The sequence below is a fragment of the Sphingobacterium sp. UBA6320 genome, from assembly GCF_002440335.1.
Taxonomy (GTDB): Bacteria; Bacteroidota; Bacteroidia; order Sphingobacteriales; family Sphingobacteriaceae; genus Sphingobacterium.
This window is the reverse complement of record NZ_DJTA01000003.1, coordinates 1-20269: the sequence shown is the minus strand read 5'-3', so window position 1 is coordinate 20269 and position 20269 is coordinate 1. Positions and strand designations below refer to the sequence as shown.

General features: G+C 36.9%; 14 protein-coding genes. 5 read left to right on the top strand and 9 right to left on the bottom strand.

What is annotated here, in order from left to right:
- Positions 1 to 60 precede the first annotated feature (60 nt).
- Entirely contained in the window at positions 61 to 561 is a 501-nt protein-coding gene (locus B3P23_RS01435; RefSeq protein ID WP_094772862.1) for a hypothetical protein, read from the bottom strand.
- A 189-nt stretch (positions 562 to 750) separates the two neighbouring features.
- Between B3P23_RS01435 and B3P23_RS01430 the strand changes: the two genes are divergently transcribed.
- Together B3P23_RS01430 and B3P23_RS01425 are read left to right on the top strand one after the other, a co-directional pair.
- Positions 751 to 2520, top strand: a complete 1770-nt coding sequence (locus B3P23_RS01430; RefSeq protein ID WP_045753292.1) for an AMP-dependent synthetase/ligase — start codon at positions 751 to 753, stop codon at positions 2518 to 2520.
- A 72-nt stretch (positions 2521 to 2592) separates the two neighbouring features.
- The gene (locus B3P23_RS01425; protein WP_045753291.1) at positions 2593 to 3594 is read left to right on the top strand and encodes a YihY/virulence factor BrkB family protein; all 1002 of its coding nucleotides are present in this window, start codon (positions 2593 to 2595) and stop codon (positions 3592 to 3594) included.
- A gap of 61 nt (positions 3595 to 3655) precedes the next feature.
- On the opposite strand, the gene B3P23_RS01420 is transcribed toward B3P23_RS01425, so the two are convergent.
- Together B3P23_RS01420 and cls are read right to left on the bottom strand one after the other, a co-directional pair.
- Positions 3656 to 6382, bottom strand: a complete 2727-nt coding sequence (locus B3P23_RS01420) for a carboxypeptidase regulatory-like domain-containing protein (protein WP_248754603.1) — start codon at positions 6380 to 6382, stop codon at positions 3656 to 3658.
- 91 nt (positions 6383 to 6473) lie between these two features.
- Complete coding sequence (gene cls / locus B3P23_RS01415; RefSeq protein ID WP_293923948.1) at positions 6474 to 7961, bottom strand: cardiolipin synthase; 1488 nt, start codon at positions 7959 to 7961, stop codon at positions 6474 to 6476.
- Between the two features lie 247 nt (positions 7962 to 8208).
- Here cls and B3P23_RS01410 point away from each other — a divergent pair, with 247 nt between their 5' ends.
- Genes B3P23_RS01410 through B3P23_RS01400 form a run of 3 tightly spaced genes read left to right on the top strand, consistent with a single transcriptional unit; the run spans position 8209 to position 14025 of the window.
- A complete protein-coding gene (locus tag B3P23_RS01410) occupies positions 8209 to 9369 on the top strand; it encodes an efflux RND transporter periplasmic adaptor subunit (protein ID WP_293923946.1) in 1161 nt (386 codons plus the stop codon).
- Between the two features lie 35 nt (positions 9370 to 9404).
- The gene (locus B3P23_RS01405; RefSeq protein WP_293923945.1) at positions 9405 to 12560 is read left to right on the top strand and encodes an efflux RND transporter permease subunit; all 3156 of its coding nucleotides are present in this window, start codon (positions 9405 to 9407) and stop codon (positions 12558 to 12560) included.
- Positions 12561 to 12570: 10 nt separating this feature from the next.
- Positions 12571 to 14025, top strand: a complete 1455-nt coding sequence (locus B3P23_RS01400) for a TolC family protein (protein ID WP_293923942.1) — start codon at positions 12571 to 12573, stop codon at positions 14023 to 14025.
- Here B3P23_RS01400 and B3P23_RS01395 read toward each other — a convergent pair.
- Genes B3P23_RS01395 through ccoN form a run of 6 tightly spaced genes read right to left on the bottom strand, consistent with a single transcriptional unit; the run spans position 14018 to position 19784 of the window.
- Complete coding sequence (locus B3P23_RS01395; RefSeq protein ID WP_293923939.1) at positions 14018 to 14716, bottom strand: sulfite exporter TauE/SafE family protein; 699 nt, start codon at positions 14714 to 14716, stop codon at positions 14018 to 14020. The genes B3P23_RS01400 and B3P23_RS01395 overlap by 8 nt on opposite strands.
- Before the next feature lies 1 nt (position 14717).
- Complete coding sequence (locus B3P23_RS01390) at positions 14718 to 15140, bottom strand: FixH family protein (protein ID WP_293923937.1); 423 nt, start codon at positions 15138 to 15140, stop codon at positions 14718 to 14720.
- 34 nt (positions 15141 to 15174) lie between these two features.
- Complete coding sequence (ccoG, locus tag B3P23_RS01385; RefSeq protein ID WP_293923934.1) at positions 15175 to 16560, bottom strand: cytochrome c oxidase accessory protein CcoG; 1386 nt, start codon at positions 16558 to 16560, stop codon at positions 15175 to 15177.
- Between the two features lie 10 nt (positions 16561 to 16570).
- Entirely contained in the window at positions 16571 to 17440 is an 870-nt protein-coding gene (locus B3P23_RS01380) for a cbb3-type cytochrome c oxidase N-terminal domain-containing protein (protein ID WP_094772869.1), read from the bottom strand.
- 2 nt (positions 17441 to 17442) lie between these two features.
- The gene (locus B3P23_RS01375; protein WP_045753281.1) at positions 17443 to 17634 is read right to left on the bottom strand and encodes a hypothetical protein; all 192 of its coding nucleotides are present in this window, start codon (positions 17632 to 17634) and stop codon (positions 17443 to 17445) included.
- Positions 17635 to 17645: 11 nt separating this feature from the next.
- Entirely contained in the window at positions 17646 to 19784 is a 2139-nt protein-coding gene (gene ccoN / locus B3P23_RS01370) for a cytochrome-c oxidase, cbb3-type subunit I (protein ID WP_293923928.1), read from the bottom strand.
- Positions 19785 to 20269: the final 485 nt, after the last annotated feature.

Here is a 20269-nt window from a genome sequence, read left to right as displayed (position 1 = left end):
CCAATATTTTGGGGGCAGTCCACCGATGGTAGGACAGCTTTTTATTGTTTACATCGAGTACTAAAATTTATACCGGAAAGAAAACCCAATTGGATCTATTAATTTAATCGAACTGGATTGTAAAAAATCAAAATAGGGTTTTACATCCAAAGACACTTGAAATGGAGTTTCTGGAATATTATATTCAATTCCAATGATTCCATCGATACTAAGTGCCAATTCCGAATCATGTTCCACACGCTTTCCATCAATTGTTTTGTCCTTCTCCTTATAAGATCCAAGTCCACCACCGAATCCATAATACCAATTAAAAGCAGATGAAATAGGTTTATAGTATTCGTATAAACCAACGACTCTAAACCTCCTGTAGTTAGAGTTACTTTGAATGCTTAACAGCGCCTCTACAGCTCGGTCATTTGAAAGTGTATGTCTATAGGTAATTCCTTGAGCAGAACCAAAACGAGCTCCAATGGCACCTTTAGAATCTAACTGCGCAAAAGCTTCATTTGTTACCCCCAATAAACCAACTGCCACCCCAACGATCCAAGATAATTTTTTCATACTTAATGTTCGTAATTTGTTTTTCAATATAATTTTCCAAAGGTAATATCAATAATTAAACGATACAAACGTTAAAATGTTATCAACAATTTTAAATATAAAAAAATGCACATCAAAACATTTTTCATATATTAGACTGTATTTGAATACTTAGTAATAACCCAATTAAGTACATATTATAAATTTATTATGGCACGACAAAATAGAATTTTTGATCTCATCACCAATTATATATCCGAATACTCTGATAAAACCATTATTGCCGGTCGCGATAAAACAGGTCATTGGAAAACATATTTAGCAAGTGAATTTATTGATCGCGTAAATAGCCTAAGCAAGGCATTATTGAATCTAGGTTTACAAAAAGGAGATCGGGTAGCCTTGATGTCTGGCAACCGTCCAGAATGGAGTATCGTCGATTTTGCCTGTAACCAATTGGGCATTGCACTCGTTCCACTTTACCCAACTTTAGCCTCACAAGACTTATCGTATATTGTAAACGATGCAGAAGTAAAATTAATCTTTGCAAGTAACAGCGAACTTGCAACACGTGTTGCCGAAGCATTGAACGATCACCAATTAATCATTCCAATCTATAATTTCGAAACTACTGGTGACGAAAAAAACTTAGAAGCTCTCCATCAAATTGGAGCAAAATTAGACATCGATCTCAAACCATATCATGATGCCATCCATGAAGATGACTTACTCACATTAATTTATACATCTGGCACTACAGGTAAACCTAAAGGTGTATATTTATCCCATAAAAATATTTTAAGTAATGTCCAAGCCTGCTATCATCTGATCAGATCAGATTTCAAAAAAGCGGTCAGTTTCTTGCCCCTCTGTCATATTTTTGAACGCATGGTTGTTTATATGTATTATGCAAAAGGTGTAGAAATCTATTTTTGTGAAACTTTAGATAATATCGTGGTCGACATCAATGAAGTAAAACCCGATGTCTTTACAACAGTACCGCGCGTATTAGAAAAAGTATATGATAAAATCGTAGCCAAAGGAAAAGATTTGACGGGGATAAAAAAATCACTATTCATGTGGGCATTAAACCTAGGCCTTCAATATCAAGAACCTACGAAAAATAGTTCTTGGTACAATTTTAAACTTGCCATCGCTCGAAAATTAATTTTTTCAAAATGGAAAGAAGCTCTTGGAGGAAATATAAAGATAATCGTATCCGGAGGCGCAGCACTACAAGAAAGACTTGCACGAGTTTTTTGGGCAGCCGATATCAAAGTTCTTGAAGGATATGGCTTGACAGAGACATCACCAGTGATCGCTGTAAACACGTTCTTCGATACCGGTATTAAATTTGGAACCGTCGGAAAACCATTAAAAAATCTAGAAGTAAAAATAGCTCAAGATGGTGAAATTTTGGTAAAAGGCCCAAGCATCACTTCCGGTTATTACAAAAATGATGAAGCAACCAAAGAAACCTTTGATGAAAATGGATTTTTCAAAACTGGAGATATTGGAGAAATTTCAGCAGATGGATTTTTAAAAATCACCGACCGCAAAAAGGAAATGTTTAAAACCGCAGGAGGCAAATATGTAGCACCTCAAGCAATTGAAACAAAACTTATGGAGTCTACACTCATTGCCCAGATTATGGTCGTCGGAGAAAACAGAAAATTTCCTTCCGCATTAATTGTACCCGCTTTTGAAGAAATTGAAAAATGGATGAAACATAAAGGCATTCCGGTCGTTTCGAAAGAAGAGACCATCAAAAATCCAAAAGTAATCGAAAAATATAATCAAGAAGTAGAAAGATTATCCACCGAATTTGGTCACTGGGAAAAAATTAAAAAATTCGTCCTACTAGCCAAGGAATGGACCATTGATGAAGGTCAATTAACACCAAAACTCAGTTTAAAAAGAAAAATCATTCTGAAAGAGAATGAAGAAAAAATTGAAAAAATCTATCAAGAAAATAGCTAAACAAAATATCCCCCTATCTAAAAATAGGGGGTATTTTCTGAAAAAAAATTTGTTTTATCTGCGACTCACCATATGAAAGAAGTATACTTTAAAGATCTATTCACACACACTTACTGGAAACAAGTTTTACGATTAGTCTATGACGCCTTTAATGGTTTTATGGACGACAATTGCATGAAAAAAAGTGCCTCATTAGCATACTACACCATTTTCTCCATTGGTCCGTTATTAATCATAGTCATCTGGTGTATCGGTTTCTTTTATGGCGAACATCTCAGCCAAGAAACATCTGCGCAAAAGGAAGTTTTTGATGAACTTATGGTCCTGTTTGGAAAAGATGTAACACTTCAAATTCAATCTTATATTCAAAAAATAAATTTTGAAAATAAATCCAACATAGGGATCACAGTAGGGGTTGTAACACTTATTATCAGTTCAACGACACTTTTTGTAGATATACAAGATTCCATCAATCAGATATGGAAAGTAAAACCTAAACCTAAAAAAGGATGGCTAAAATTGATCATTAATCGCCTGATCTCATTTTCCATCATCATTGCATTGGGATTCTTATTAATTGCTTCTCTAATGATCAATGGGGTGATCGCTGCTGTCACAAATTTAGTTATACAATACTTACCTTTTATACCCATCACGTTAATTGACTGGGTCAATACCGGGATCACCTTTGTCGTCATTGTCACGCTATTCGGTTTTATTTTTTCATTCCTCCCGGATGCCAAAGTAAAATTTAAGGATATCCTAGGTGGCGCAATATTCACGAGCTTGTTATTTATGTTGGGAAGATATTTGATATCATTATACCTTTCTCTATCCTCTACAGCAAGTTTATATGGAGCAGCTGGTTCAATCATTGTCATGTTATTATGGATCTATTATTCAGCAGCAATCTTATATTTCGGTGCTGAATTCACCAAATTTTATGCTCAAAAACTGGGCGGAGGTATCGAACCCTCCTCATTTGCAGTCATGATTGAACAGACAGAACGGACCAAAAAAGTCGGTGAAGATGCCGATGCCAAAGAAGGTGAAATTATTCAAGTTCTTAAATAAAAATAGGGAGTGCTTCTAAAATGAAGCACTCCCTTTTCACGATATATGAAAGACCCTTTTACTATTGTCTGACTTGGTAATGGATCACTTTTCTACCCACATTACCCGTTTCATCCATACCCTCCACGACAACTTTATATTGACCATTTCCATCCGCATTATAAAATTCTAAAGCAGCCTCACCAGTTTCTGTAACCTGCACTTTTGGATTCCAATATATAGTTGTTCTCAAATCATTAACAGCTTTGCTTTCTGCTGTTTCATATTTAGGTACATAAAACTTTCTTTCCTTAATATATCCTAATGGGAATAAATCAATCACATTCGATTTCGGCAACAATTTTTCAATCTCCGATAAAGACATTCTTGGTTTCTTCTCTACTTTTTTGGTATAAATCGAAACGACACCATTATTTTGATACATTCTTGAAACTGTTCCCAGATCATCTTTCAAGAAAATTTCAATTCCTTCAATATCAATAACATTAATACCATTTAATCCCGGTTCGTCAATCGCCATTCCATTTAAGAAAAATTGAACAGGAACCCGACTACCGCTGTTATAATCTCGAGTGACATAATACTTTTGAGTCTGTGAATCGTATGTTATACCCGTCAATAATGTAGTCAGACACATGGTCAAAACATTACAACCGGTTAATCGGTCAGCCTCGATACGGTGCTCAGGCATAGATAATCCCGAAATAGAAGGAAAGTCCCTATTTGTAATTACTTTTTTCTGTACTCCCGTAATCGCAACTTCATCTAATAAGATTGATGTTCTAAATTCCTTCTTGCTATTTTCCAAATAAGGAGCAATTGCTTTGTCAATATTCATGACAAAGTTATTTTTATAAGCATTATTCTTATCGATTTCCGGAAAGTAAGTTTGATCCATATTGATCACCATACTCCGATAATTATCATTTCCACGCGCATTAACCGTCACTTTGGATGAATCAGTAAATACAAGATCCTTAAACAAGAAACGTCCCTTGTCGTCTGTATACGTATCTTTACGAATACTACGAGAAGGAATGGACAACAACAATCCACCGTTAGGAACAGTCCGCCCTGTATTCAAGCGTAAAGTTCCACCAATTTCAATTCCTTGTTCTGGCATAAAGGATAACGTAGGGAGTTTCTCTGCGATCAGATCTTGATATTCAAATCTACGGAAACCCTGCGTCATTAATAAAGCATCCAATGCTTTATCTCGATTCGCATTTTTCTCATCAAAATAAGAATTTGGATTCTCCACATAGCCTTTCAAATCCGAAGTCAATAAAAAGTTACTCACAATCGACAGATCCTGATTATCATCATAAGGAACCTTAGACTCATCGATTACTGAAATCGAATAACTTCCTGGAAACTTTTTACCATTATTTAAGACCGAAAGCTTCAAATTAACCTTTTCTTTAGCCTTAAACAATTCCTTATTAACCGCTAAATTAATATCTAAAAACTTTTCGCTCTTCACAAAAGTTAACCGCTCACTGACTACTTTACCAGCAGTATTTAACAAAGTCACCTGAGCGATACCATTAGGGAGACGTTCTTTCGGAATCACAATAAGAGCTGACGCACTTTTTAGATTAGCCTGAGCTGCATATACGAGGTGACCATTTGACTGCACCAAAACATAGTACGATTGATTAGGCGATTTAGCAAAATCTTCATCACTGGTCACAATCGCCATATTCAGATTTGTTTCATCTTGCTTCAAATAAACCACATTGGCTTTATTCTGAACCACCGGAGGCAATTTATACTTACGCTCTTGACCATTCGCAAAAGTGATCACAGCCTCATATTTCTCATTGGCCATAGGCAACAAGCTAAAATAGCCCATTCCCAGCCCAAAATCTGAAAATTCAGCCACTTGCTTACCCTTACCATCCAAAATACGACCTTTAACAGGCACACCCTTTCCCGATGAAGAAACAGCTTTAAAAGCCACATTTTTAGCAATACCCGCTAACAAATCGCCACCCTCAGGAAAAAACTGGACATCAGCATCCCAAAGCGAGTTCTTCAATGAAAATGTACTCTTTAATGGCTTTTCATTTTTATTTTCTAGAAGGGAGACCTCCAAATATGCTTTCTGCAAAATATCCTTCTCCTTGGCACTCAAGTTCACCGTAATTCTACCCAGATTATCCGTTTCACCCTTTCCGTTAGCGATGGTTTCCCAACCCGATATTAAAGACCAATTGACTTTCGAATTAATCAAAAGCTTGCCAACTGGATCTCTGAACTGAATAACAGCCTGACTTTTGGCCGCATTTTGATCGTTATTAATAAAGGAGATATCTGTTATCAACTTTTTATTAATAGCATCACCAACAGGAACGACTTTATTAAAGAAGTAATCGGAAGAGAAGTTTCCCATCCATTTTGTATAAGCCCTGAAGCGATAATTGTCTTGAGCAAGATATTGGGGATCTAATACCAAGTAGCCATCCCCCACTCCTTTGTCCAATGGAATTCTCAAGGTCTGGATCAATGAATCTCGGCTATTCAGCACCTCCACATAGGTGATTTTGCTCGGTTCATATTCTGCAAGATTGCGTGATAAGTAACTGTTAAACCACAAGGTATCTCCTACAGCATAATAAGGTTTGTCAAAATGCAGATGTACTTTTTCTACAGGAAATACTTGGAATAACTTTTGTACTCTTTCGACTATGGTATTGATCGGCAGTGTAGCGTCTGTCGTCTGGGCAACAACTTGTTGAGCACCACAAACACCCATCGTAAGCGTCAATAATTTTATATACTTCATCTAATACTATTGGTAATTAAAATAGAATAGATAAATATATTCAATTTTAATTAAATATGGTAAGTATCATTAGTTTTTAACATTTTTTAATCTAGAGCAAAGGAGCCAAAAGTCGGCATAAAGAATCGATACCTCTTTTCCATTTTTTTCGATGCGCCCATATATATAAGGTCACTAAGTCTGACTCCTCCTTATCAAGTTCAAATTGCTGTTCCAGACGTTTACAATAAGCATCATCAGAGACAATACTCGATATTTCATAATTGATATAAAAACTTCGCATATCCAGATTTACGGTTCCTACTAAAGCCAATTGACCATCAATACAGATTGATTTAGCATGTATAAAGCCTTTCTTATAGAGATAAACCTGGACACCACGCTGTAAGAGAGGTTTTAGAAAGGAGAAGGAAGCATGCTGCACAATATACGAATCGGCTCGTTCGGGCAACATCAATTCCACTTTTACACCTGATGAAACTGCGATCTCCAAAGCCGTAGATAACTGTTCACTCGGAATAAAATAAGGAGTGCACAGTTGAATACTCTCTTTAGCATCATTAATGGCCAATATAATTGCCTCCATATTAAAAGGTCCCACAGACCCCGGGTCACTTGATGAAAAAGCAACGGCAGCCCGTTCAGGAATTTGGGCAATATTAAAATTCAAATACTCTTCGCTCAGCACAAATGGTTCAGCGTCCGTTTGATTCCAACTGTTCCAAAATTGGATTTGTAAATTATTCACCGCAATTCCTTCCACCGCCATAGCCGTATCCCTCCAATAATCCTTTTGATTTGGACGATTAATATAGCGATCTGATATATTGATCCCTCCCACAAAACCGTAGTGGCAGTCAATCACCACGATCTTTCTGTGATTACGATAATTGCTATTTGCTAATGATGTAAAATTAACAGGCAGAAATGCAACAAATGGATAGCTAGGAGGATTTTTTCGTAAATATTTAATGACATCTGGAGAACCAAAACTATCTAAGATCAAACGGACTTTAACCCCTGACTTCGCTTTTTGTTCCAAAATTTCTAATACCTGTGTACCAATATGATCCAACTCAAAAATATAGTATTCCATATGGATAGAATGCTTGGCCTCACGAAGTCTCTTCAATAAAACTGGAAACTTCTCTTCCCCATTGATAAACAGTTCAACGCGATTGTTTAAGGAAAAAAATGATAATTTTTGATTTTTCAGATAATCAAATACCCGTGACAAAGTACCGATTTTTTCATGGATTGTCTCCAACTGCTCATCCATTCTATTTAGGTTTTCCTGCCAGGCTGCAAGTAATTTGGTATTCTGCTCCCGATTGATATGCTGTAACCGTTTTAATTTTCTAAACTTTTGACCAAATAAATAATAAAGAATCACACCCAGTCCAGGCAGAAAAACAATCACCATAACCCACGATATTGTTTTTGTCGGATTTCTATTTTCGATAAGTATCGTACTTATTATACCAAAATACAAAATAAATAAAGGTAGCCAATACCAATTTAACAGCCATTGCCACACCTGGTTCCAATCAATTTCAAGTTGATTAATAAAATTTTCCATAAAAAAATTAGCATATTTTTAACCTTGTAAGTAACAAAATTCCATCTTAAACGTTTTAACTATTGTAACACGCTAGTTACACAACAGTAGGTTACTGGACTTACAAATGACGATTCAAATCATTGTATCCCATTTGTTAACAAATGTTAAATCAAAAAAGGGTGGCCACATTGGCAATATTTATGTTACACACCCTAATAATTTAAAAGTCAAAAGTTAATTAACAATTAACCACTATACAATATTTATGAATAAATTCACACTATTTATCCTAGCCCTATCCTCCTCCGGAATACTCTTTTTTAGCTGTAACTCTGGTAGTACTAAAGAATTAGATAAAAAAAACAATGCTATTGCCCTACCAATATACTCAATTGATACAAGTTCTGCGAATACAATAAAAGATTATATTGGTACTATCGAAGGAAAGGTAAATGTGGAAATCCGACCTCAAGTAGAAGGAATTTTAGAAGAAATATATGTCGATGAGGGCGATTTTGTTGAAGCTGGTCAAAAATTATTTAAAATAAATGCATCTGCTTACGATGAAATATTAAATAATATGGTTGCTACAGAAAATGTAGCTAAAGCAAAATTACAAAATGCAAGATTAGAAATGGAGCGCCTTCGCCCTTTAGTCGAAAACGAGGTAATTTCAGAAGTACGATTAAAATCTGCCCAATCTGAGTTTGATGTCGCCAAAGCATCCTTACAGCAAGCCTCAGCTGCTGTACGTTCCGCCGACATCGATAAACAATTTACGACTATCAAAGCACCTGTATCGGGTTATATCGGACGTATACCAAAACGTGTCGGAAATTTAGTGACCAAAAATGATTCCCAATCTTTAACAGTCCTTTCTGATGTTCAGGAAGTCTATGTCTATTTTTCTATGAGTGAATCCGATTTCTTATATTTCAGTAAAAAACAAGCAAAACAAGATGTAAAAGATTCTATTTATTCCCAAAGCGGAAAAATTAGAAAACTTGCTTTCCCTGAAGTCTCCCTATTACTAGCCGATGGCGAATCTTATGGCCGAAAAGGTAAAGTAGATGCAGTCAACGGGCAAGTAAATAGAACAACAGGTGCAATCTCGTTGCGTGCAACATTTCCGAATACCGACAACATCCTACGTAATGGAAGTACTGGTACTCTCAAATTTGTAGAAACACAAAAAGGTGTTATTCAAATACCACAAGTATCCACATCAGAATTACAAGATAAAACCTTTGTATATGTTGTTGATAACAACAATATTGTTCACCGCAGATCTGTTAAAATTGAAGGAAAATCCAATTCCAACTACATTATCTCAGAAGGCTTAACTGTCGGAGATCGGATTTTACTATCGGGCTTTGACAAAATATCGGAAGGTGCCACCATCATTCCAATCAACAAAACCAAATAATCAACTTTTCTTAATTTTTAATAAACGATCTATAAATGCTAAAAACATTTGTTAATAAACCCGTATTGGCTACCGTGGTCTCCATGCTCTTAGTAGTCTTAGGAGCCGTGGGATTAAAAATGCTACCCGTATCTCGGTTCCCAGAAATAGCCCCACCCTCCGTAGTCGTTTCATTAAGTTATCCTGGTGCAAATGCAGAGACAGTAGCGAAGTCTGTTCTCTTACCCATAGAAGAAGCTATTAATGGTGTAGAAGATATGACCTACATCCGATCTACAGCCAGTAATTCTGGATCAGGTTCAGTACAAGTATTTTTCAAAACCGGTATTAATCCAGATATTGCCTCTGTTAATGTTCAGACCAGAATATCAAAAGCAATAGGCTCTATTCCCTCAGAAGTCAATGAAGCTGGTATCACCGTTATGCCTCGACAATCCGGGGTCATCATGACCATTAATCTCTTCGCAGATTCCAAGGAAAGCATGTTTGATGAAACGTTCTTACAAGCATATTCACAAATCAATATTATCCGACCTTTACTTCGTGTAGACGGTATCGCCCAAGTGTCACGCGTCGGAGCTCGTGATTATTCCATGCGCATGTGGTTGAATCCTGAAAAACTAGCTTTATTCAATCTTGTACCAGACGATGTCATTACAGCAATTAAGGATCAGAACTTTGAAATAGCACCAGGTAAATTTGGAGAAACATCCGATGAAGTATTTGAAACCGTGATCAAACATAAAGGACGCTTCAGTCAACCGGAAGAATTTGAAAATATCGTCATCAAAACAAATGAAGATGGTTCTGTATTATACTTACGCGATTTGGCGCGTATTGAGTTTGGTTCCTCCAATCTAGGTTCAGACAATAAAGTAAATGGGAAACCAGGATTGACTTTAAATATTACACAAACATCTGGATCAAATGCCCATGATATTGATATTGAAGTGCGTAAAGTATTGGAAGATTTATCCAAGACATTTCCAGAGGGCATTAAACATGAAGTTTCCTACTCGGTTAGAGATCAGATTGATGCATCCATATCTCAAGTAAAACACACCCTATTTGAAGCCTTTATATTAGTCTTTATTATCGTCTTTATCTTTCTACAAGATTTTAGATCGACGATCATTCCTGCAATCGCCATTCCTGTTTCACTCATAGGTACCTTTTTCTTTCTCAATCTATTTGGCTTCTCGCTCAACGTACTGACCATGTTTGCCTTGGTACTCTCGATCGGTATCGTCGTTGATGATGCTATTGTTGTAGTCGAAGCGATTCACCTAAAAATGCATGAGACTGGTATGAAAGCCCGAGAAGCAACTCTTTCCACCATGTCAGAGATTTCTGGAGCCATCGTATCGATTACCTTAGTGATGGCAGCTGTATTTATTCCTGTCGGTTTTATGGAAGGGCCTGCCGGTATATTCTATAGACAATTTGCCTATACATTGGCAACAGCCATTTTAATTTCAGCACTAACCGCTTTAACATTAAGTCCAGCATTATGTGCCTTGATTTTAAAAGCACCCGAACACGAGGATTCGTCAGCACAATCCGAAAAAAATAAATTTACCGCCTATAAAAAGCGTTTCTTTACAGCCTTTAACACCTCATTTGACAACTTAACATCACGGTATATAGTTGGTGTTAAATATTTAATCCGAAATAAGAAGATTGCCATTACAGGTTTGATCGGTATTTCGGCGATCGGATTTACCCTATTATTATTAGCCCCTAAAAGTTTTATTCCTACTGAAGATGATAGTTTCGTTACTTATTCTTTGGCGATGCAACCAGGTGCGTCATTGGCAAGAACAACAGAAGTTTTAAAACAAGCCGATAGCATTCTACAAAAGCGTAATCCAGATATTGCAGGGATGACGACCATATCAGGTTACAATGCTTTAGATGGAAGTACAAGTCCTGCATATGCCGTAGGTTATATTAATCTAAAAAGCTATGATAAACGAGAAAAAATCAAAGATATTGAAGCCTTTATGGACACGATACGTCAGGATCTTTCGGTAATCAATGAAGCGACATTTAACGTATTTCCACGACCTACTGTTCAAGGTTTTGGAGATTTCGCAGGTATTCAATTGGTTTTAGAAGATAAATTAGGTGGAGAAATTTTAGATTTTAGTAGTATCGCCGATACCTTCATCAATGAAATCAATCAGCTACCCGAAGTTAAAAGTGCCTATACTTCCTTTAAAGCAAATTTCCCACAATATGAAGTAGATATTGATGCTGTTAAAGCCAAGTCATTAGGAGTGGACATTAAATCGCTCATGTCTACCATACGTGCATATTACGGACGCGTACAAGCAGGAGATTTTAGTCGCTTTGGCCGACAATATCGTGTTTACATACAAGCAGATTACGATTACCGAACAGATTCCGAATCCTTTAAATCAATTTTTGTCAGAAATAAAAACAATGAAATGGTTCCTATCAGCACCTTACTCACCTTAAAAAAGGTGGTAGGTCCAGAAACCATCACCCGTTACAATTTATATAATGCCATTACCATCAATGCTAACCCAAATGAAGGTTATAGTACCGGCGACGCTATGAAAGCAATTGAAAAATTAGCCGTAGAAAAGCTTCCTGGAAATTATAGTTATGAGTGGACCGGTATGAGCTTAGAGGAGTCCGAATCGGGTTCTCAGACTATACTGATCTTCATCATGAGTATTGTTTTTGTGTACTTCCTGTTATCAGCACAATATGAGAGCTATATCTTACCTTGGGCAGTATTATTATCCATACCAGTAGGTCTTGTCGGCGTCTATGCAACCATTTTACTCGTGGGTTTAGAAAACAATATATATGTACAGGTGGGAGTTATTATGTTAATTGGTCTACTTGCCAAAAATGCCATATTAATAATCGAGTTTGCCGTTCAGGAAAGAAACAAAGGACTAAGTATTTATGATTCCGCTGTAGCAGGAGCAAAGTTACGTTTGCGTCCTATCTTGATGACCTCTTTTGCATTTGTCGCTGGTTTAATACCACTCATGTGGTCTTCCGGACCATCCGCAAAAGGTAATCACTCGATCAGTTTCGGTGCTGCAGGAGGAATGCTGTTTGGTGTTTTACTCGGGATTTTCATTATCCCTGTACTCTATATCATCTTCAAAACCTTAGATGAACGCTTAAAAAATAATTTTAAATCCAACTAGTCTGTTATACATGCAACATATCAATCGTCATATTTTCTTATTTACAGCTATTTTACTCCTATTTTCATCATGTAAAATGGGACAACGCTACACTGCTCCAAATTATCAACTTCCTGATCAATTTCGTGCTGACTCCACTTATCAGGATAGTATGGAAACACTTGCTCAAGTCAATTGGCGCAATTTTTTCACGGATTCGAGCCTAGTTCAGCTTATTGATGCTGGATTAGCCAATAATTACGATATGCGTAGCGCAATTTTAAATATTCAAATCGCCAATCGTCAATTGTCACAATCAAAAGCCGGCTATCTTCCACAATTAGATGCCACACTTGCAGGTGTTGGACAAGAATGGAGATCCAAGAATTATTATGCAGGACCTGCCTCTAAAATTTATGACGGAAAAGACGCAAAAAATAATCTTTTCAAAACACAATCACAATACTTAACCACTTTGAGCTTAAGTTGGGAAATCGACATCTGGGGTAAAATATCCGCTCAAAAAGAAGAGGCATTAGCCAATTTTCTGGGCTCTACTGAAGCAAAAAAAGCGATACAAACAAGCTTGATTGCCAATATCGCAAAAGGTTATTTTAACCTGTTGACTTTGGATGCCCAAATTGAAGTAGCTCTTCGAAATGTACAACTTAATGACAGTACATTAAGAATGATTCAGTTGCAGTTTGATGCAGGTGAGATCACATCATTAGCCATTCAGCAAACTCAGTCTCAACGACTGCTTGCCGCTTCATTAGTACCACAGCTGGAACAGGAGATCCAAATTCAAGAAAATTCGTTATTGGAGCTGACAGGAAAAATGCCCGATAAAATCGCTCGTGGAAAAAGCTTACAACATTTAATTGATGAATCTAAAATTTCTTTAGGATCACCGTTAGACTTAATCCGTAATAGACCCGATATTAGAGAAGCAGAGCTAGACTTGATAGCGGCGAATGCGCAAATGAATATAAATCAAGCTTTGAGATATCCATCATTAACGCTTGGTGGTACACTAGGACTAAATTCGATGTTACCTGAAAATTGGTTTAATATCCCAGGTTCTTTACTGGGGTCGGCACTAGGAAATGTGACAATGCCGATTTTCAAAAACAGAAAATTAAAAACAGCTTACGAAGTCTCAAAATTAGAGCGCGAGAAAGCCGAAATAAATTTACAAAAAACTGTCTTGAGATCCGTAAATGAAGTATCCAATAGTTTCACCTCACTCACCAAATTAAAAGAACAATTGGTATTAGCCGAAGCCCGAGTTGCCAATTCACACTTGGCCGTGAAAAATGCTAACTTATTATTTAAATCTGGATATGCAACCTATCTGGAGGTCATAACAGCCCAATCCAATGCACTGACATCTGAATTGAATTTAGTTTCGATCAAGCAGTCTCAATTGGATTCTTTTGTTGAATTATACAAATCTTTAGGTGGCGGTTGGACAACATCTATGTAATATGACAGTTTATTGCTCCATCAACATGGAGCAATGGACTTAAATATGGAATATCTAAATTTGCACCGCGTAATAAGAACCAGATTCCCATCAAAATATAAAGGAAGGGTAACCATTTCGAAAAATTCATTTTAAAATATGTTCGAATAAAATTACCTAAGAAAGAAAAGACTAATAACAAGGGAAGTGTTCCTAAACCGAACATGATCATGAAGTAAAAACTTGTCAGACTAGACGATGTATTCATCGCTGCTGCAGCTGCCATGTACAGCATACCACAGGGTAAGATTCCATTTAAAACTCCAGCAAAAAAACTCCCACCTGGTCTATAGAGCCACCTTCCCATTATTTTGGCTATTGGTTGAACAAAACGCATTTGTAATTTTATAAAACCTTCATTTTTAATCTTAAATAATTGAACCAACCCTATAATGAGCAATATGATTCCTGTAAAAAGACTCAATCCCATTTGCCATCCTTGGATAGAAGCGATTTTACCAACCATACCAAGTACGATACCAAAAATACCATAAGTCAGTATTCTTCCAACTTGATATAATAGCTTATTTAGAGCTATTTTCCAAGTCAATTCTTGACTACCTTGTATCGCAAGAAGTAAAGGTCCGCACATGACAGCGCAATGAATGCTTCCAAATAGACCCATAAAAAACGCAAAATACAGATAGCTCATCTTACAAATGCAATTGTTGATCTGTTAAAAAATCCAATCCACCACTCTTCCAGACGATTTCCAAATTCCAAGTCCCTTTTTTCAAACTCGAAATCGGTAATTGGTATAAGTTAGAATTGGTCTCAAAGGGTAATTGTAAATCAATACTACTATCAGAAGGTCGCTTAAAGATTAAGTTTCCTTTATTTGCTGCATGGACAAATTCAATATACAAGGTATCCTGACTGATTTTTACAATAGGTTTAGCCCGATGCGTAACCACATTTTCTTTTTTATTATAAACTTGATCATAGTTTAAACCCTGCTCATAATAATCCGTATCTTCTAATGTATCCGTATCATGGCTTACCATATAAATCCCAGCACTTATGATACACAACATAAATACACCTAAACTTAAAAATATTTTACCACCCCAATTCATCTGCTATTTTTCTTATTTTACAATTTCTATAAATTTACATACCAGGAGGAGCAATAAATGTCGTTTTAAGTGTCTCAACTTTTCGATCTCCAGAATAGACAGCTATTTTCACGTTCTCCTTATATTTCTCCACATCATCCTTATTAATGATTAGGAAAAAGCTTAATGAGGCAGTTCCACCTTTAGCCAATGTCTTTATCGGATTTACAACCTGAATTTTTAATTTTTTATCCTCAGGAACTAATCTGAACGGCATTTCTGATGCACTCTTATTTACTAATTCGAGTGAATATAGATTACTGATAGTCTGATCATCCCGTAATTGATAGGAACTTCCCTTAGCTCTTAATAAAGTAGCACCGACATCTGAACGCATTATGATCAGCGAAACAAAAACAGAGATCAATGCCACTAATACAACCGAATACGCGATCGCTCTTGTATTACTTCTTTTAGTGACAGTTCCTTGAATTTCACCCATCGTATAAAAACCGATCAGCTTTTTAGGCTTACCAATTTTTTCCATGACAGCATCACAAGCATCCACACAAGCCGTACAGCTCACACACTCCATTTGCAAACCATTTCGAATATCAATGCCAGTAGGACACACATGAACACAAATTTGGCAATCAATGCAATCTCCCTTTACTTCCTGTATATCCTTTTTTTGTTTACCACGAGGTTCACCACGACGATGATCGTAAGCGACGGTTATACTTTGATCATCGAGCAATACACCCTGTAACCTTCCATATGGACAGATCGTGGTACAGACAATTTCCCTAATATGGGCAAATACAGCATAAAAAACAAAGGTGAAAATGGTAATAGCAAATAATCCTCCCAAATGCTGATCCAGCGGGTCGGTAACAATTTTATAAAGCGCATCTACTCCAATGATGTAGGATAAAAAGATATTGGATATTAAAAATGAAATCAATAGAAATATGCTATGTTTTAATATCTTTTTAAATTTCTTCTCATCAGTATTAGGACCTTCATTCAATTTTTTTTGTTGCTGCCAATCCCCTTCAATCCAATACTCAATTTTCCGAAAAATCAGCTCCATAAAAATCGTTTGAGGACAAGTCCAGCCACACCAGATACGACCAAAAACAACAGTAAATAAAACAACACAAACCATCACGACCAACATCCCAAAAACAAAAATGTGTAAATCCTGAGGATAAAAAATGCTCCCTAGAATACTGAACTTCCGTTCCAAGATGTTGAACATCAAAAATGGCTCACCTCCTATTTTTATAAAAGGAGCTGCAAATAAAAACAGTAGCAACCCATACCCGACCCATTGCCTTATCACATATAATTGTCCCGAAGGCTTCTTTGCATATATCCAGGCACGTTTTGTCTTATTATTATTCGGAGTCTCAGGAAAATTTGTCGCTACTGCTTTCATAAATATAATGTTATTGAACTTTTGTAGAATCTGTTGCTGCAGCTTTCGCATCTGCAGCTTGATATGCTACCTCAATACCTTGAGGTTCTTTTGGATTTGCCGGTTTTGTATCACGGAGGGAAATAATATAACTGCTCACCTCGGCAATCTGTCCTGGAGTCAATGTCTGTTCCCAAGGGACCATCCCCTTATCAGGAACACCATATTTAACCGTTTTAAAAATATCCTTAATTTCGCCGCCATGTAGCCAAAATTTATCCGTTAAGTTTGGACCTATACCGCCTTCTCCAGCTCCACCATGACAAGCGACACAATTGGCCTGAAAGACAGCATGACCAGCTGCAACCTTAGTCTCATCAAAGAGTACACTAGATTCATCAATTAAATTGGCTGCCTGAGCTAAGTACTCTTGCTTTGCAATTTCCGCCTTTTCCATCTCCTGAACGTACTCTTGATTCTGATTAAGTCCCCAGCCAAATACATGGTAGATCAGAATATAAACAACTGCGAAAGTCATGGTCGAATAAAACAGCGCGTTGAACCAAATAGGTACCGGATTGTCCAATTCACTGATTCCATCATACTCGTGGTCGATAATCAAGTCTTTCTCTTCAGAAATTGGACGTAAACCCAATAATTTATTCCAAGAAGCTTTTCGCGACTCTTTTCTCTTAACTTTAGTTACTTGTTCTTCCTTTAAAACTTCCGGCATTGTGATGCGCAGAATAGAACGCATGGCCTTATTCACGATCAATGCTGTAGCTAGTAAAGCAAGCATGACAACAATAAGTACAACAACTAAAATATCTTGATACATATTGCCTGAGCCAATGCCCCATGCTGCCGCATTTAAAACTGTAATATTTAAAAATAAACTCATATTTATAAACTATCTGATGACTCACTTTTATTAATATCATCCTCTTGGAACGGAAGTTCCTTCATATATGAAATATGCTCTTTATTCATTCTGAATAACATAATTCCGACAATAATGAAGAATACTAGAAATATCCATAATGAAGCGATCAGATACAGTTCGCTACCATTTAAATTTGTTATCTGTTTGAACATAATCCTTTATTTTAATTGAGTTCATCAACTTTTTCAGCCACTTTGGGTTCAGCTTTAATATCTGTACCCAATCGTTGTAAATATGCAATCATGGCTATAATTTCACGATTTGGCAATACATTTACTTGATTCTTTTTCAAATCAGCAGCGATCTCCTGAGCTTGTTTATCTAAAGCTGACTGAGCTTGAGCAATCTGTTGATCTGTATAAGGAACCCCTAATTTTTTCATGGCTTCCAATTTAGCTGTCAGCAAAGAATTATCTAATTCTTGATCAATCAACCAAGGATACGTAGGCATAATGCTACCAGGAGAAGTGATCGTTGGATCTAAGAGGTGATCAAAGTGCCACTTATTTGGATATTTGCCACCGATCCGATGTAAATCTGGACCAGTACGTTTTGATCCCCATAAAAATGGATGATCATAAACATATTCACCCGCCTTACTATATTCACCGTATCGTGCAGTCTCTGAACGGAATGGACGAATCGATTGCGTATGACAGTTGACACAACCTTCACGAATATATAGATCCCTACCTTGGAGTTCCAATGCTGTATATGGTTTTACACTTGCGATAGTTGGTATGTTAGAAGAAATCGTAAATGTAGGGATCATCTCCACAATACCACCGATCAAAATAGCAATCAATGCCAATACCATAAACATAACGGGTTTACGTTCCAAACGTCTATGCTTAGATTGTTCATTGGTCGTCACCGGCAACAAAGCAGGTGCTTGAGCAGGTTCATCGGCCAATAACTTACCTTGGCGCATAGTTTTTACTAAGTTGAACGTCATTAAAATAGCGCCACTCAGATATAACGCACCACCGACAGCACGCATCATATGCATAGGGATAATTTCCAATGTTGTTGCAAGGAAATTTGGATACTTCAGCACACCTTCTGGTGTAAATTCTTTCCACATCAAACCTTGCACTACTGCAGCCCAGTACATCGGAATAGCATAAAATAAAATTCCAAGTGTACCGATCCAAAAGTGAACAGAAGCCAATTTTTTAGAATACAACTCTGTCTTATATATACGCGGGATCAACCAATACAAAATTGCAAAAGTCATAAATCCATTCCATCCCAAAGCGCCAACATGTACGTGAGCTACTATCCAATCTGTAAAATGGGCAATTGCATTCACTTGTTTCAGCGACAGCATAGGTCCTTCGAAAGTAGCCATACCATAACAGGTCAGGGCAACCACCATAAATTTGAGAATGGGCTCAGTACGTACTTTGTCCCATGCCCCACGAAGTGTCAATAAACCATTGATCATACCACCCCAGCTCGGAGCAATCAACATAATGGAAAATGCTACACCTAAAGATTGAACCCAGCCCGGAAGAGCAGTGTACAATAAGTGATGGGGACCAGCCCAAATATAAATGAAGATCAATGACCAGAAGTGAAGAATACTCAATTTGTACGAGTAAACAGGACGATTTGCCATTTTAGGTAAAAAGTAATACATCATACCTAAGAAAGGAGTAGTCAAGAAAAATGCAACAGCATTATGTCCGTACCACCATTGTACTAATGCATCTTGAACACCAGAATACACATAATAACTTTTCCAACCCGATACAGGTAGCTGCACAGAGTTGACAATGTGTAATACGGCAACAGTAACAAATGTGGCAATATAAAACCAGACCGCTACATACATATGTCGCTCTCTACGTTTTATAATTGTACCAAACATATTGATACCAAATACCACCCAAATTATTGTGATACCAAGATCAATAGGCCATTCCATCTCCGCATATTCATGACTTGTCGTCAAGCCAAGAGGTAATGTAATAGCCGAAGCTACAATGACCAACTGCCAACCCCAGAAATGAATCTTGCTGAGTGCATCACTGAACATACGTGCTCTTAACACACGTTGCAACGAATAATAAACACCCATAAAAATTGCATTACCGACAAACGCGAAGATAATCGCATTTGTATGAACAGGTCGGATTCGACCAAAAGTGGAAAATTGAATTCCAAAATTCATCGCAGGCCATACCAGTTGAGTAGCTACAAGTAGTCCGATGGACATACCAACTATCCCCCAAATAATGGTAGCGATACCGAAATTTCTGACAATCTTGTTGTCATAATTAAACTGCTCTAACTGCATTACTTATAATATTGATTTCTTAATCAAAAGTAAAGCTTGTTTTATGACATTAGAATGATGACGATAACCAAAAAAAATAACATTCGTCACACTTTTATCACACACATGTAACGAATTTGTCCGAGTCTAAATATTAAAATAGCAATTAGTATAAATCGTGGTAGAATTTATTGATTTTATAGGTCAATATGTTGTACTTAGAACGATGAAATACCAAGCTATATGACTTTAACATTGGTCTGAATGTTATTGACATGATGAAAGAAGATACTCAACTTATGCATTACCAATAGGCTTATTCACCTACAGGATCATCAGCTAACTAGCAGGATAGATCAGCTAGATGAATAGAAAGCAGGATATCACCGATTCTACGGCAGTTCACGGGGTGAGCTATAAGCGTATTTCAAAAGCAGGAGTTGCCTACCGTGGATATGGAGGATGAGCTTGAAGTGGAACCGTTCCGCCAATAGCCATATATAGAA

Bases quoted from the DNA above. Each gene is read 5' to 3' on its own strand.
- B3P23_RS01435 (WP_094772862.1), bottom strand. From the start codon at position 561: ATGAAAAAATTATCTTGGATCGTTGGGGTGGCAGTTGGTTTATTGGGG.
- B3P23_RS01430 (WP_045753292.1), top strand. From the start codon at position 751: ATGGCACGACAAAATAGAATTTTTGATCTCATCACCAATTATATATCC.
- B3P23_RS01425 (WP_045753291.1), top strand. From the start codon at position 2,593: ATGAAAGAAGTATACTTTAAAGATCTATTCACACACACTTACTGGAAA.
- B3P23_RS01420 (WP_248754603.1), bottom strand. From the start codon at position 6,382: ATGAAGTATATAAAATTATTGACGCTTACGATGGGTGTTTGTGGTGCT.
- cls (WP_293923948.1), bottom strand. From the start codon at position 7,961: ATGGAAAATTTTATTAATCAACTTGAAATTGATTGGAACCAGGTGTGG.
- B3P23_RS01410 (WP_293923946.1), top strand. From the start codon at position 8,209: ATGAATAAATTCACACTATTTATCCTAGCCCTATCCTCCTCCGGAATA.
- B3P23_RS01405 (WP_293923945.1), top strand. From the start codon at position 9,405: ATGCTAAAAACATTTGTTAATAAACCCGTATTGGCTACCGTGGTCTCC.
- B3P23_RS01400 (WP_293923942.1), top strand. From the start codon at position 12,571: ATGCAACATATCAATCGTCATATTTTCTTATTTACAGCTATTTTACTC.
- B3P23_RS01395 (WP_293923939.1), bottom strand. From the start codon at position 14,716: ATGAGCTATCTGTATTTTGCGTTTTTTATGGGTCTATTTGGAAGCATT.
- B3P23_RS01390 (WP_293923937.1), bottom strand. From the start codon at position 15,140: ATGAATTGGGGTGGTAAAATATTTTTAAGTTTAGGTGTATTTATGTTG.
- ccoG (WP_293923934.1), bottom strand. From the start codon at position 16,560: ATGAAAGCAGTAGCGACAAATTTTCCTGAGACTCCGAATAATAATAAG.
- B3P23_RS01380 (WP_094772869.1), bottom strand. From the start codon at position 17,440: ATGAGTTTATTTTTAAATATTACAGTTTTAAATGCGGCAGCATGGGGC.
- B3P23_RS01375 (WP_045753281.1), bottom strand. From the start codon at position 17,634: ATGTTCAAACAGATAACAAATTTAAATGGTAGCGAACTGTATCTGATC.
- ccoN (WP_293923928.1), bottom strand. From the start codon at position 19,784: ATGCAGTTAGAGCAGTTTAATTATGACAACAAGATTGTCAGAAATTTC.